The following is a 14,651-nucleotide window of genomic DNA, read 5'->3' as shown; positions in this document are numbered from 1 at the left end:
CCTATTTATCGGCTTTTGCATGTAAATCTAGCATCAAAATTTTAGAACGGCGTTGGTAGTTATATAGCGCCTGTTTTTTCAATGGCAACATCTCAATCTCTGCGGGAATAAAGCCCCTTTCTTGGAACCAATGAATACTACGTGTGGTTAAAACAAATAGCTTTGCTAACCCTAATTGCTTAGCCTGTAGGGAAACTCGATGTAAAAGTTCTTCTCCCCGCGAAGAGCTACGGTAGTCAGGATGCACGGCGACACAAGCCATTTCCCCCAGTTTTTCTTCGGGGTAAGGGTAGAGAGCCGCACAAGCAATCACTAAGTTATCTCGTTCAATGATCGTAAATTTATCGATTTCCATCTCAAGTTGCTCCCGTGAACGTCTTACAAGGATGCCTTGCTGCTCAAGAGGGCGAATTAACTCAAGAATACCGCCGATATCATTAATATTAGCACGACGGATTTGTTCGGCGCTTTCCATGACAATTTGCGTACCAATGCCATCGCGCGAAAAGAGCTCTTGGATTAGCGAGCCATCTTCTTGATAACTTAATAAATGGCTGCGACGAACACCGCGGCGGCAAGCTTTCGCCGCGCCACGTAAAAAGCGCACAGTACCTGAATAATAATCCCCTTCGGATTCCAGCTCTTGGATCCTATCTTCGGCTTCATCGGGAAATAATTCTGATAAAATATTGCCATCTTTATCAGCGACTCCTTGTGAAGAACAAAAGCCGATTAACTTTTCAGCCTTCATTTTCACTGCGAGTTGAGTGGCTATTTCCTCAGAAGTGAGATTAAAACTTTCACCAGTAACAGACACGGCAACCGGACCAATAAGTACGATAGAGCCATTATCCAGTTGTTTATTGATAGCATCTTCATCAATGCGGCGGATACGCCCGCTATGGCAGTAATCAACGCCATCATCCACACCGAGTGGTTGCGCGATCACAAAGTTACCGCTGACAACACTAATATGAGCGCCTTGTAAAGGTGTGTTACTCAGACTCATCGATAAACGAGCCGTAATATCAAGTAATAAGGCACCAGAGGCTTGCTTAACGTATTCAAGTGTATTCGCATCCGTTACGCGGGTATGTTTATGATAAACAGCCTCATAATTATGCTCGGCTAAAATATCTTCGATTTGAGGGCGAGCGCCGTAAACTACGATAATGCGGATACCAAGACTATGTAATAACCCTATATCATTGATAATACTCGGAAAATTCTCATGCGCAATTGCTTCTCCACCAAGCATAATAATAAATGTTTTGCCGCGGTGGGCATTGATATAAGGAACCGAATGGCGAAACTCATCTACCAATTCGGTGCTGCGCTCTTTCATAACCACCCTCTTAACTGAATTTTTATTCGCTATTAATGTATTTTTATTCTTTTTAGCGATAAATATCAAGCAAAATATAGGATAAGACTTGTAACATTTTTATTATTTGGGTTTACATATCTCTATATTTAAATGTGTATTCTTGATGACAGTATGCGAATGATTCGCTAGAGTTTATGTTTCTGGCCTCTATTTGGCTTTTGTTCTAAAATCACCTGATATTCAGTTTTAGGTTCGGAATTATTGATGAGTCACCCAGATCACTGTCCATCTAAACGCCGCCTTTTACAAGGAGCGGCAGCGGTTATGTTGCTTAGTGTCAGCCCATTTGGCTTTGCTGCGAATACAAATGTGATCGCAGTACGTATCTGGCCTGCATCAAGTTATACGCGCGTGACGCTAGAATCGAGTGCTCCATTAAAATATCGCCAGTTGGTACTGCATAACCCTGAACGCATCGTTATCGATTTGGAAGGGGTACAGCTGAACAACATTCTGAAGCAGATGGGAACTCAAATCCAATCTCGCGACCCGCATTTAAAATTAGTACGGGTCGGGCAGTTTGATCCAAAAACAGTGCGTCTTGTTTTTGAAGTCAAAAATAAAGTCAGCCCACAGATTTTTACTATCGCGCCCGTTGCTGAATTTAAAAACCGTTTGGTGTTAGATTTCTATCCGGGTAAAGGGGTAGAAACATCGGACGATCCATTGCTTGCCTTATTGGAAGATTATAATAAAGGCGATTTAGAAGAGAAAATGCCTGCTCAGGCGAAGAAACCGGGTAAAGCAGGTCGAGATCGCCCCATTATTATTATGATTGACCCAGGGCATGGGGGGGAAGATCCCGGCGCAATGGGGAAATACAAAACGCGAGAAAAAGATGTGGTTTTACAAATCGCTCGCCGTTTGAAAGCGTTAATCGATAAAGATCCCAAAATGCGTGCCTATATGACTCGTAACGAGGATGTATTTATTCCATTGAAGGTTAGGGTCGCTAAGGCTCGAAAAATGCAGGCAGACTTGTTTGTTTCGATTCACGCTGATGCCTTTACCAATCGCTCAGCTCACGGTTCATCTGTGTTTGCCTTATCGACTAAAGGTGCCACCAGTAATACCGCTCGTTACCTCGCTCAGACACAGAACGAGGCTGACTTAATTGGTGGGGTGAGCAAAAGTGGTGATGTTTACCTTGACCATACCATGCTTGATTTAGTGCAAACAGCAACCATTAATGACAGCCTCAAATTTGGTGATGAGGTTTTAAAGCGCATGGGCAAAGTCAATCGGCTACATAAAAATAAAGTTGATCAGGCAGGCTTTGCGGTATTGAAGGCGCCGGAGATCCCTTCAATCTTGGTTGAAACAGCCTTTATCAGTAACTTAGAAGAAGAGCGTAAATTGAAAACCGCGAAGTTCCAGCAGCAGATGGCGGAATCTATCTTCCAAGGGATTAAAGCCTATTTTCGTAATGGCGGCGAATTAGCGATTAGAAATTAGTCGCTAGAATAAAATCGATAAATTAGAAAAGGTGACTGGCTGAAAAGTGAGTTGCCTTTTTTATTATTGCATTGATTTAATAGGAAAAATAAGAATTGGTTGCGGGGGCCGGATTTGAACCAACGACCTTCGGGTTATGAGCCCGACGAGCTACCAAGCTGCTCCACCCCGCGACTGAAGAGGTAAATATAACAGGGGATATTGGTTGCGGGAGCCGGATTTGAACCGACGACCTTCGGGTTATGAGCCCGACGAGCTACCAGGCTGCTCCATCCCGCGCCTGAAATATTTTTGATACTAATTTGAAGATTGGTTGCGGGGGCCGGATTTGAACCGACGACCTTCGGGTTATGAGCCCGACGAGCTACCAAGCTGCTCCACCCCGCGTCCGATAGCGGGCACTATACTCGGGATGAGATCTGATGCAAGTTTTTTTGTGTATTTTTTTCAAATTTCCGCATAGATAGAACAAAATATACACTCAATGGTCAAATATTAATCATTTTAATGGAGCGGTGAGATTGATTAACAGGCAATAGGCTAAATCCTTTTTTTAGAGTCGATGATAAAAAATAAATGTGAATTATCCATTGCGGGGAAAAATAATAACCAGTAATAAGTCCACAATTTGTACGGCGATAGGAGAGTAAGTATTTTTAGCCGTTTCATTCTTTATGTGGGTTTGCTATTGTGCGCTTCATATTGGATTGGAGTGGGCGGTATAACATGAAATTATGGCAAAAATGGTGTGTAGCAGGTGCGTTTGTATCTTTACTTGTTGGCTGTCAATCTCACCCGACAGATCAAGGGCAGCAGTATAAAGATGGACGTTTAAAGCAAGATCTTCAGCAAGTAAGCCAAGTAAATGTTCAAGGGCGCCCAATCAATTCACAAGATTTTTATCGGCAAGTTAATGAAATCAAGAATGCGTCACCGCGTTTGTTTCAAGGTAACAATGATACCTATCATGCGATTGAAAACTGGCTAGTTGCAGGGGGAGATCCTAAAAAACTGGCGAGTTTCAACTTAACCGCCTTTCAAATGGAAGGGGTGGATAATTATGGTAACGTACAATTTACTGGGTATTACACGCCGGTTATCCAAGCTCGCCGTACCAAACAGGGGGAATTTCAGCACCCACTTTATGCAATGCCACCTAAAGGGAAAAAACGCCTCCCCAGCCGAGCCGCGATATACAATGGTGCTTTAAGCGATAAACTCATTCTAGCCTACAGTAACTCCGCCATGGATAACTTTATGATGGAAGTTCAAGGTAGCGGCTATGTGGATTTTGGTGATGGTAGCCCGCTGAATTTCTTTGGTTATGCGGGGAAAAATGGGCATGCTTATAAGAGCATAGGTAAAGTGCTTGTCGATCGTGGTGAAGTGCCGTTAGAGAAAATGTCACTGCAAGCGATCCACGATTGGGCGAATAGCCATAGCGAACAAGAAGTGCGCGAATTACTCGAACAAAATGCTTCCTTTGTTTTCTTCAAACCACAATCATTTGTTCCTGTCAGAGGCGCTAGTGCAGTACCGTTAATTGCTAAAGCATCAGTCGCATCGGATAAAACACTTATTCCGCCAGGCACAGCGCTATTAGCAGAAATACCTGTACTTGATAATGCAGGGAAATTTACGGGACGCTATGAAATGCGTATGATGATTGCCCTAGATGTTGGTGGTGCAATTAAAGGACATCATTTCGATATCTATCATGGAACAGGTCATGAAGCAGGTAGAATGGCCGGTTTTTATAATCATTACGGAAGAGTGTGGGTGTTGAAAAAGAGCCAGCCACTTTTCGGTCATATGTAGTTATTAAGGTTACTATTTACTATGCAAACTAAGCTTTCAGATGCTTGGATGCAGCGTTTTGCTGGGATCGGACGTCTTTATGGACAGCAAGCGCTATCACTTTTTGCTCGTTCTCATATTTGTGTTATTGGGATTGGGGGCGTCGGCGTTTGGGCTGCGGAAGCACTCGCACGGACGGGAATAGGGCAGATTACCCTGATTGATATGGATGATATCTGTATCACTAATACCAATCGTCAGTTACATGCACTTAAATCCACAGTGGGTCAGCCAAAAGTTGAAGTCATGAAAGCACGGATTTTAGAAATAAATCCTGAATGCGTTGTGAATATCGTGGATGATTTTGTGAGCGTAGATAATGTGGCTGAGCTGCTCTCTACGGGGTTTGATTATGTTATTGATGCCATCGATAGTGTCAGGCCGAAGGCGGCTCTGTTGGCCTACTGTCGGCGTTATAAAATCCCCGTTGTAACGACAGGGGGCGCAGGAGGGCAAATCGACCCAACGCAGATCCAAGTAACAGACTTAGCGAAAACGATCCAAGATCCCCTTGCCGCAAAATTACGTGAGCGCCTGAAATCCGATTTTAATGTTGTTAAAAATAGCAAAGGTAAATTAGGCATAGACTGCGTATTTTCAACAGAGCAATTAGTTTATCCGCAAAGTGATGGCTCCGTCTGTGCGGCTAAAAGTACCGCTGACGGCTCTAAAAGAATGGATTGCGCTTCAGGCTTTGGGGCGGCAACGATGGTGACAGCAAGTTTTGGTTTTATTGCAGTATCACATGCTCTGAAGAAGATGGTCGCAAAATTAGAGCGGGAAAATTCGCTCAAAAGCTGAGGCTATTTTCATAGCCTCTAGTACATTATTCGGCAGGTGTCATTTCGCTGGCAAAGTTGCGAATAGTCGTTATTAATGCGGCTATTCCATTTTGTCGAGATTCACTGAGTTGGCCAGATAACCCAGTTCTATTCAAAATATCCTCAAAATCGACAGCGAGGATCGCTTGGCTATTTTTTTGTTCCACTGCGGCTAATAAAATCGCAAATAGCCCTTTAACAACACGTCCTTCACTATCGCCATAAAAATGAAATGTTTGGTCATCGTTGAGTCTTGCACCAATCCACACTCTGTTTTCGCAACCTTTCACTTCCTGAGTCTGCTGCTTTTGTTCATCAGTCAGAGTCGGTAGTTGACGAGCGAGTTGGATAAGCAAGCGATATTTATCTTCCCACGCTTTTTGTGCTGAAAATTGTTCAATAATCTCTTCAATTTTCAGCGTCGTACCGAAAGGGTGTGGAACAAATGTCGATATTATTGAAGTCATTCGGCTTCCTTATTCATCATTCAGTATTGAGAGTGCAAATTTTACTGCGTTAATAAATTTATCAATATCTTGCTGATCATTGTAAGGCATGACAGAGATGCGTAAGCAGCCTGTAATAGCAATTGCATCCATTAATGGTTGCGTACAATGTTGCCCATAGCGTAATGCAATTTTTTGTTCAGTCAACAATAGGCCCAAATCGCTATGATGTATGCCAGCGAAATTAAAGGAAAGTAGCGGAGTATTAGGCTGGCTATAGCAGATAAACCCCTCTAATTTGCTGAGTTCTTCGTATGCGTAGTGGATGAGTGAACAACAATAGGCCTCAGATTGGTGTAAATCGATGTGAGATAACCAGTCAAGAGTGGCTGAAAAGGCAATGACGCCAGCGATATTTGGTGTGCCAGCTTCAAAACAATAAGGAACAGGAGCGGGAGTAAAGCCCTCAAAATTAACTTCTGATAACATTTTACCGCCACCATGCCATGGTGACATCGCAGCCAACAATTGTGGTTTGCCATAGCAAACGCCAAGCCCAGTTGGGCCATATAATTTATGGGCGGAGAAAGCATAAAAATCGATATTCAAAGCGGTGACATCAATTGGGGCATGTACCACACCTTGTGCGCCATCAACGACAACGAGCGCCCCAGCCGCATGAGCTAGTGACGTTACTGCTGCTAAATTTGGTTGATAGCCTGTTACGTTTGACATCTGGGTGATAGCGATCACTTTGCTACGTGGATTAAGTAGCGGCTTAAGGCTTTCAATATCGAGGGTGTAGTGTTGAGTGACAGGCCATTTGACAATTTTTGCACCAGTTTGCTGTGCAAGAATCAGCCAAGGTAATAAATTAGAGTGGTGTTCTAATTCGCTAACAATAATTTCATCATTTGCTGTTAAATGATTTCTAAAATAACTTTGGGCAATAAGGTTAATGGACTCGGTGGTTCCTCGGGTCCAAATAATGGTATTTTCACTCTCTGCATTAATCAATTTCGCGACACGTTTCCTGCCTTGTTCATAATTTTCAGTAATTCGTAACGACTCTGGAGATTGACCTCGATAAACTGAACTGCCAGAGTGACGGTAATAGTTATCTGCGGCTTCAATCATTGAGTTTGGTTTTAAGGCTGTTGCTGCACTATCAAGATGAATCGTTTGAGAATTGATAGCTGGAAATTGTTTTCGAAATTGTGTTGCAGAAAAATGGTACATTATATGTGTTCTTTATCTAAATATTTGGCGTTTGGTTTGTAATCATAATTATTGATGATATTCTCGATTTATTCATCGAAATCTTTTGTTACATTTAATTTTACCGCTGGTTTTTATTAGAGCTTTAGAAAAATTAGGGAAATGATTATGCCTTTTACTGCATATTGCAATCATTTTTCTTTTGTCTTTTCGGTGAGCTCATCTTTGGATGGGGAAAATTCAAGAATTATCTTAAATATTTAACTGATAATATTTTTTGTAAACTGGTTAAAACCTGTCTTGAAAATGTTATTTGCAATTGTTAGGCAAAAAAAAGCACCGCAATTAAAGCGGTGCATCATAAAATCACTATGGACAGACAGGGTAAATGTACAGGAAGTGAAAAAAAACAGTAGCTAAAGCTACAAAGTCTGGCATTCCCAGACAACTTGCAAACACAACATCACAACCACAAAGCCAAAAGTTTCAAAGTAACTAAACTCTGTAACTTTTCGTTCCGGCTTAGGAAGTGTGCATACTATAGGTATTTACTGGCGTATCCTCAATGGACAATTTATAATGCTTCGGATGAGAAAAACTAATGCGTATAACCCTATCAAGTAGAAGTGATTATGTCTAAAAGATTACCGCCACTTAATGCGTTAAGAGTGTTTGATGCCGCCGCTCGTCATTTAAGTTTTACTAAAGCGGCGGAAGAGTTGTTTGTGACCCAAGCCGCTGTGAGTCACCAAATGAAAAGTTTGGAAGATTTCCTCGGGTTAAAGTTATTTCGCCGGCGCAATCGTTCTTTGCTGTTAACAGAAGAAGGCCAAAGTTATTATCTTGATATTAAAGAGATATTTTCTTCTATTAATGAGGCGACAAGGAAATTACAGGCGCGAAGTGCTAAGGGAGCATTAACGGTTAGTTTATCCCCTAGTTTTGCAATACAGTGGCTTGTCCCGCGTCTTTCTAGCTTTAACCAAGCTTATCCGGGGATTGATGTTCGTATTCAGGCCGTTGATAGGGAAGAAGATAAATTAGCGGATGATGTTGATGTGGCTATTTTCTATGGGCGAGGAAATTGGTCTGGTCTAAGGACGGATAGGCTGTATGCTGAATATTTAATGCCAGTTTGTTCTCCGTTATTATTAACGGGGGCGCATCAATTAAAGCAGCCTGAAGACTTAGTCAATCATACGTTATTACATGATTCTTCTCGTCGGGATTGGCAAGCTTATATTCGCCAATTAGAATTGCACAATATTATCAATGTACAACAAGGCCCTATTTTTAGTCATAGTGCTATGGTCATTCAAGCCGCAGTACATGGTCAGGGTGTCGCTTTAACAAATAATGTTATGGCAAAAAATGAAATTGATGCAGGTCGTTTGGTTTGCCCATTCAACGAGGTATTGGTGAGTAAAAACGCGTTTTACCTTGTTTGTCAGGAAAACCAAGCTGATTTGGGAAAAATAGCTGCATTTCGTCAATGGATCTTGACTCAAGCAGCAAGCGAGCAAGAAAAACTGGGGTTTATTACGGGTGACCAAGATATGGCGCTTATTCAGTAATCATATATACCCGTTATTTTTCAAGTTGCAGTTGGTTGCATAGATAGGTAAAACGGCACTCAGTTTATCGTGTTTATCGGGATTTTAAATTAACCCCTTGATGCAACTGGGATTATTTAGGGTATGGTTAATAAAAGGTGTTACTGTGAATAGTCGTTTGATGTTAATTTTTGCTGGGATTAGTGGCTTTTTTACTGTGGCTTTTGGTGCCATTGGCTCTCATGCGCTTTCGTCGATTATGAGTGCTCATCAGATGGAATGGATTGAAATCGGTTTGCGGTATCAGATGCTACATACAGTAGCTTTAATGGTGCTAGGGGCGATTTTATTGCGTAAAGTGGTTCTATGGTTTTACTGGTGTGGCGTTTTTTTCGCCGTAGGCATACTTCTTTTCAGTGGTAGCCTTTATTGTATGGCCTTGTTACAGGTAAAATACTTTTCCTATTTTACGCCAATAGGGGGAGTTTGTTTTCTTATTGGCTGGCTGTTGGTCGTTATCGGCGCTATGCGTCTAAGGAAACCGGCGTTACGCCATGAGTAATAAAATTGCATTATATTGCCGTCCAGGCTTTGAAAAAGAGTGTGCGGCCGAAATTACAGATAAAGCTGGGCAAAAAGAGGTTTATGGTTTTGCGCGCGTCAAAGAAAATAGCGGTTATGTTATTTTTGAATGCTATCAAGCTGAAGATGCCGATAAACTTGCCCGCGAGCTACCTTTTCGTGAGCTGATTTTTGCTCGTCAAATGTTTGTGGTTGGGGAACTGCTTAAAGATTTACCTCCAGAAGATCGTGTTACCCCCATTGTGAATGCGCTGAGCCAGCAGGTTGAACGAGCAGGCGATCTTCGCGTTGAAGTTGCTGATACTAATGAAAGCAAAGAGTTGATGAAATTTTGCCGTAAATTTACGGTGCCTTTGCGTAATGCTTTACGACAAGAAAAAGTTTTACTGGCTAAAGAGAATTTCAAACGTCCGGTTATCCATGTTTTCTTTATTGCTTCAGGCTGTTGTTATACCGGATATTCTTACAGTTCGAATAGCTCGCCATTTTATATGGGGATCCCTCGGCTTAAGTTTCCATCGGATGCACCTAGTCGCTCAACATTGAAATTAGAAGAGGCATTTCACATATTTATCCCTTACGATGAGTGGGATGAGCGGCTAGCAAGCGGTATGAATGCGGTGGATCTTGGTGCATGTCCGGGGGGATGGACCTACCAATTAGTTAAGCGCAGTATGATGGTTCATGCCGTGGATAATGGTCCGATGGCGCAAAGCTTGATGGACACGGGGCAAGTTAGGCACCATCAAGTCGATGGTTTTAAATTCGAGCCAAATACGAAAAATATTACTTGGTTAGTGTGTGATATGGTTGAAAAACCGGCGAAAGTCGCTGCGTTAATCACGGAGTGGCTATTGCATGGGTGGTGCCGTGAAACCATTTTCAACTTAAAGCTACCGATGAAAAAGCGCTATGAGGAAGTGTCTCATATCCTTGAAAAGATGCGTACACAATTGGCAGAAAATGGCATCAATGTGCGGATCCAAGCGAAACAGCTGTACCATGACCGCGAAGAAATTACCGTTCATGTACAACGTATTTGGTCTGCTTATGCACCAATACGCGACTAAATCTGATATTTAGTAAGAACATATCATATAGCAAAAACTGCTTCCTAAACGCTGGTTAACAGTGAATGAAGAGGCAGTTTTTTATTGCTTATGGTTTGGGGTGATAGCGCAATTGGTTCAGGTTCCCTTGCAACTGAATATCTGTTCTTAAGGTTGCAATATCGCGGCAAACTTTTGCTATATCAAACTGACCAATAAGCTTTTTTCTCCATTTTTCATCAACGCTATCTAAATGAGCAAATAAGTTCTCAATGGAGTGGTATTGTTGTAGCAGTTGTGTGGCACTTTTAGCACCAATTCCCGCGACACCAGGCACTTTACTGCTGCTGATCCCCGCTAACCCCCAGTAATCAGGTAATTGGCAAGGTTTTACGCCAAATTCTTTTTCGATAAAAGGCACATCTAACCAGCGTTTTTGAAAATAGTCGCGAATACGAATTGAAGGCGACAGTAGTTGGCAATAGCCTTTATCAGTAGAAACGATAGTGACAGTTTGCCCTGCATCGGCGATTTTCTTGGCTAAAGTTGCCGCTAAATCATCCGCTTCGTCACCACTTGATTGCCAGCAGTGGACGCCTTTTGCTTCGAATTGTTTGACTAATGAAGGTAGCTCAGCATATAAATTTTCAGGCATGGGCTGACGGCCTGCTTTATAGTCAGGCAGTTTTTCATGCCGCCAGCTATTGTGCCTACCTTCCTCATCGAATACTGCAACAATATGGGTCGGTGAGGTGTGAGAGATAAGCTGTGCTACCGCAGATAAGCAGGCATCGCCGCAAGGACTGCCTTGTACGGCATGTATGCGGCGAATTAAATTAAGTGCATCAATTATCAGTAAGTGGATCATAAAATTTACGCCATCCTTGGCCTCATTATATTATTTCACTATTTCGTAGCAAGGCTCATAGGCTGTTCCACCCGGCAGTTTCATTCGATGTTGGTCGACAAAACCGCGCAGTAGAATATCCATGCGTTGCATAATTTCTTTATCACCATGAATTTTAAACGGGCCATACTGTTCAATAGCCTTCATACCGACTTCTTTCACGTTACCCGCAACGATACCAGAGAAGGCTCTTCTAAGATCAGAGGCCAGTTTTTCTGGTGATTGACCTGGATACAGATTCAGTGACGCCATATTTTCATGAGTCGGCTCGAAAGGATGCTGTAATTCAGGGTTGATCTTAATTGACCAGTTAAAGCTATAAGCATCGCCTGTGCTACGACGGTTGTCTTTCACCAATGGCATGTGTTTTTTCATTACACGAGCGACTTCTTGGGGATCATCAATGATGATTTGATAGTGTTTGCTGGCTTCTTCACCAAGTGTATGACGAATAAAATCATCTAACACAGAGAAGTACTCGGCACTTTCTTTTGGCCCCGTTAAAACCAATGGCAATACTTGTTCGCTATTTTCAGGATCCATCAAAATGCCTAGCAAATAGAGAAGCTCTTCTGCTGTACCGACGCCCCCAGGGAAAATAATGATCCCATGCGCTAAGCGAACGAACGCTTCAAGGCGCTTTTCGATATCAGGCATGATGATAAGCTCATTGACTAAAGGGTTAGGTGGCTCAGCAGCAATGATAGATGGCTCTGTTAGGCCGATAAAACGGCTATTTTTATAGCGTTGTTGAGCATGGCCAACAGCCGCCCCTTTCATTGGGGCTTCCATGGCTCCGGGGCCACAACCTGTGCAGATATTTAGCTCTCTTAAACCAAGCTCATTACCGACTTTACGGCCATATAGGTACTCGGTTTCGTTGATAGAGTGACCACCCCAGCAAACAATCATGCTTGGATCTTCATCAAGATGCAGTGTACGCGCGTTACGTAATATAGAGAAAATGACGTTAGTTAGGTGAGTGCCATTTCCCAGATCTAAATGCATTTTTTGCTCTGCATTGATGATTTGAGCATGAACAAAGAGGATATCACGCAGTACCGCAAACAGGTTTGCTTGTATAGAACGGATGATTTTACCATCGACAAAAGCATCTTGAGGTGGGTTAATTAGCTCAAGTTTGACACCGCGCTCACGTCGTAATACGTTGATATCGAAGTCAGTATGCTTATCCAATAAATCTTTACTGTTGTCTGTTAAGCTCCCTGAATTTAAAACCGCTAATGAGCAGTTTCTGAACAAGCGATACAAATGACTGCTTGCGGTACGCTTTAACATATCAACTTCAAGTTGAGATAAGAGATCCATGGATCCTAATGGACTGATATGAGTAATCAAGTAACTCTCCTTTATCCCAAAGGGATCTTGATATACTCGCCATACTTCAAGTTACGGCGTCATTGACTCAGTTTACTTTCGCACCATTGGCATCGTTATTTCTGCCTTGCTACGACTGGTCTACCGGTCGCCTTGCTGTACCTCGAACTATTTAGAGTATATAAAATTATATCAATTAACTTAATTAAGGTGCTTATTGCCGTGCTAAACGTCCTATTTCAGGCGTAAATTGGGTATTACTACGCCATGGATTGATATCAAGACCACCACGGCGCGTATAGCGTGCGTAAACACTGAGTTGTTCAGGCTTACACAGTTGTGTTATATCATTAAAAATACGTTCGACGCATTGTTCATGGAATTCGTTATGATGACGGAAAGAGACCAAATAGCGCAGCAGTGCTTCACGGTTGATCTTCGGGCCACGATAACGAATTTGTACTGACCCCCAATCGGGTTGGTTAGTAATCAAACAATTCGACTTTAATAAATGGCTAACTAGTGTTTCTTCTACGTTTTCATTTTCCGTGCTATTTGCGAGATAATCACGACTAAATTCATATTGATTGATCTCGATATCCTGTTCATCAATACAAATCCCTTCAAATTGGCAAATCGCTTGCTGTGAAAACTCATCAAGTTTATGGAGTGTAACGCTAACTTTTCCATTAGCACAATTGCTTAAGTCGTTTTGCAAAACACTTCGCACATTTTCCCATGAATCATAGCGAGTTTGGTTAAAACTATTTAGGTAGAGTTTAAAACTTTTTGATTCGATCAAGTTTTCACTTTGTGCATCGACATGGACTGAACCAATAGCGACTTGCGGAACACCTTTCTTGTTGAGCCAAGATAGCTCGTATAAGGTCCAAATATCAGCCCCATGAAACGGTAGGTTATCAGCGTGAATATCTAACGGATCTCTATTTAAGCTGCGCGGAACGGCTTGGAGTAGGCTTGGGTCATATTGATCATAATATGCCGTTTTTTTTCCTAGTGTGAGATTATCCAAAGCAGGGTTATTTTGATAGTGTGACATAGTGATCCTTAAACTTCATGTACTAAAAGCACGCGATACCATAAAACGGCTGAAAATGAGAGCAATTCATTCATCGGTTAACTTCTGTCATAATATCATTTATTAATGATATTGCCGCCATTTCAGTTCACTCAATCTAAAGTTATTAAATCATTATGAATACAACCGTTTCTGAAGCGCTTACTCAATTTACTCAACAATATGTGACCAAATGGAAGGAGCAAACAGGTCTATCGCCTGCTTCCTGTGACCTATATGGCATTCCGTCTCCTTGTGTCATTCGGACGGGGGAAAATTGGGTTTATTGGGAGCCACAAGCCTTCCCAATAGCAGATAAAAACTTAAATAAAGTAGCGACAGCATTGGATATTGAATTACAGCCGATGATCCATCCTTTTTATACCACTCAGCTTGCGGGGGATATGAAGGCTCAATTTGAAGGTCATCTATTGAATTTGGTTCAAGTGTGGAGCGAAGAGGATTTTATCCGTTTGCAAGAAAATTTAATTGGTCATCTAGTTACCCAAAAGCGTTTAAAACTATCACCAACATTATTTATAGCAACATTAGAATCTGATTTAGAAATGATTTCGTTATGTAATTTAACGGGAGAAATTATTTTAGAAAAATTTGGTAGTAAGGAAAAACGCGTGTTAGCGCCTAATCTTATCCATTTTATTCAAGAGTTAACCCCAGTAGTAGAACCGCTTAAGTAAGATATTGCTGATGGAAGCTGTAGGAAATAGCTTACAAATCAATTAAGAAATAAACCTTAATTTTCTTAATTTATCTAAGTGAGCATTATTTAACATTTAATTTCATGTAGTTACTATCAATCTCTTAAATTGAAGGTTTAAGGCTGTTTTTAAGTTTATTGCACTAGGTTGTTTCATTAGTGTTTTTAATACATTCTTAAACGACTGAATGAGGGAGCAGTGAGTTTGCTGCTTTATCAGTAAACAGAGGTCATGGATGGCA

Annotated in this window: 13 protein-coding genes and 3 tRNA genes; 7 read left to right on the top strand and 9 right to left on the bottom strand. The window is 41.7% G+C overall.

What is annotated here, in order from left to right; genetic code table 11:
* Position 1: 1 nt before the first annotated feature.
* On the bottom strand, positions 2-1,345 hold the full coding sequence (gene argA, locus M1E93_RS15215; RefSeq protein ID WP_163762162.1) for an amino-acid N-acetyltransferase: 1,344 nt from the start codon (positions 1,343-1,345) through the stop codon (positions 2-4).
* A gap of 246 nt (positions 1,346-1,591) precedes the next feature.
* On the opposite strand from argA, the gene amiC reads away from it, so the two are divergent.
* The gene (amiC, locus tag M1E93_RS15210) at positions 1,592-2,842 is read left to right on the top strand and encodes an N-acetylmuramoyl-L-alanine amidase AmiC (protein ID WP_014657669.1); all 1,251 of its coding nucleotides are present in this window, start codon (positions 1,592-1,594) and stop codon (positions 2,840-2,842) included.
* Positions 2,843-2,938: 96 nt separating this feature from the next.
* On the opposite strand, the gene M1E93_RS15205 is transcribed toward amiC, so the two are convergent.
* The 3 genes from M1E93_RS15205 to M1E93_RS15195 form a co-directional block, all read right to left on the bottom strand.
* Positions 2,939-3,015, bottom strand: a tRNA-Met gene (locus tag M1E93_RS15205).
* Between the two features lie 29 nt (positions 3,016-3,044).
* A tRNA-Met gene (locus M1E93_RS15200) sits at positions 3,045-3,121 on the bottom strand.
* A 31-nt stretch (positions 3,122-3,152) separates the two neighbouring features.
* Positions 3,153-3,229 (bottom strand) — tRNA-Met (locus tag M1E93_RS15195).
* Positions 3,230-3,568: 339 nt separating this feature from the next.
* Between M1E93_RS15195 and mltA the strand changes: the two genes are divergently transcribed.
* Together mltA and tcdA are read left to right on the top strand one after the other, a co-directional pair.
* A complete protein-coding gene (mltA, locus tag M1E93_RS15190; protein WP_004924922.1) occupies positions 3,569-4,660 on the top strand; it encodes a murein transglycosylase A in 1,092 nt (363 codons plus the stop codon).
* Positions 4,661-4,681: 21 nt separating this feature from the next.
* Complete coding sequence (gene tcdA, locus M1E93_RS15185; protein WP_014657670.1) at positions 4,682-5,500, top strand: tRNA cyclic N6-threonylcarbamoyladenosine(37) synthase TcdA; 819 nt, start codon at positions 4,682-4,684, stop codon at positions 5,498-5,500.
* A 25-nt stretch (positions 5,501-5,525) separates the two neighbouring features.
* Here tcdA and csdE read toward each other — a convergent pair whose 3' ends face one another.
* Both csdE and csdA read right to left on the bottom strand, forming a co-directional pair.
* Positions 5,526-5,987 carry a cysteine desulfurase sulfur acceptor subunit CsdE gene (csdE, locus tag M1E93_RS15180; RefSeq protein WP_004924917.1) on the bottom strand — a complete coding sequence of 154 codons (462 nt, stop codon included), beginning with the start codon at positions 5,985-5,987 and terminating at the stop codon, positions 5,526-5,528.
* 9 nt (positions 5,988-5,996) lie between these two features.
* Positions 5,997-7,205, bottom strand: a complete 1,209-nt coding sequence (gene csdA, locus M1E93_RS15175; RefSeq protein WP_014657672.1) for a cysteine desulfurase CsdA — start codon at positions 7,203-7,205, stop codon at positions 5,997-5,999.
* 611 nt (positions 7,206-7,816) lie between these two features.
* Between csdA and M1E93_RS15170 the strand changes: the two genes are divergently transcribed.
* From M1E93_RS15170 to rlmM, 3 genes are all read left to right on the top strand, one after another.
* Positions 7,817-8,758 carry a transcriptional regulator GcvA gene (locus M1E93_RS15170; RefSeq protein ID WP_004916582.1) on the top strand — a complete coding sequence of 314 codons (942 nt, stop codon included), beginning with the start codon at positions 7,817-7,819 and terminating at the stop codon, positions 8,756-8,758.
* A gap of 145 nt (positions 8,759-8,903) precedes the next feature.
* Complete coding sequence (locus M1E93_RS15165) at positions 8,904-9,299, top strand: DUF423 domain-containing protein (RefSeq protein ID WP_014657673.1); 396 nt, start codon at positions 8,904-8,906, stop codon at positions 9,297-9,299.
* Positions 9,292-10,389, top strand: coding sequence for a 23S rRNA (cytidine(2498)-2'-O)-methyltransferase RlmM (gene rlmM / locus M1E93_RS15160; RefSeq protein ID WP_004916579.1), 1,098 nt, complete (start codon positions 9,292-9,294; stop codon positions 10,387-10,389). The genes M1E93_RS15165 and rlmM overlap by 8 nt, the downstream gene beginning before the upstream one ends.
* Positions 10,390-10,477: 88 nt before the next feature.
* On the opposite strand, the gene xni is transcribed toward rlmM, so the two are convergent.
* From xni to queF, 3 genes are all read right to left on the bottom strand, one after another.
* Positions 10,478-11,236 (bottom strand): flap endonuclease Xni, encoded by a 759-nt coding sequence (xni, locus tag M1E93_RS15155; protein ID WP_036943252.1) that lies wholly within the window; start codon positions 11,234-11,236, stop codon positions 10,478-10,480.
* 30 nt (positions 11,237-11,266) lie between these two features.
* A complete protein-coding gene (gene ppnN / locus M1E93_RS15150) occupies positions 11,267-12,634 on the bottom strand; it encodes a nucleotide 5'-monophosphate nucleosidase PpnN (protein ID WP_014657675.1) in 1,368 nt (455 codons plus the stop codon).
* Positions 12,635-12,827: 193 nt separating this feature from the next.
* Entirely contained in the window at positions 12,828-13,673 is an 846-nt protein-coding gene (gene queF / locus M1E93_RS15145) for an NADPH-dependent 7-cyano-7-deazaguanine reductase QueF (RefSeq protein ID WP_004915363.1), read from the bottom strand.
* Between the two features lie 155 nt (positions 13,674-13,828).
* On the opposite strand from queF, the gene syd reads away from it, so the two are divergent.
* Positions 13,829-14,389, top strand: coding sequence for a SecY-interacting protein (gene syd / locus M1E93_RS15140; protein ID WP_426207008.1), 561 nt, complete (start codon positions 13,829-13,831; stop codon positions 14,387-14,389).
* Positions 14,390-14,651 lie beyond the last annotated feature (262 nt).

The sequence above is a fragment of the Providencia sp. PROV272 genome (assembly GCF_049901975.1).
Lineage (GTDB): Bacteria > Pseudomonadota > Gammaproteobacteria > Enterobacterales > Enterobacteriaceae > Providencia > Providencia stuartii.
This window is presented reverse-complemented; position numbering and strand designations above follow the sequence as displayed.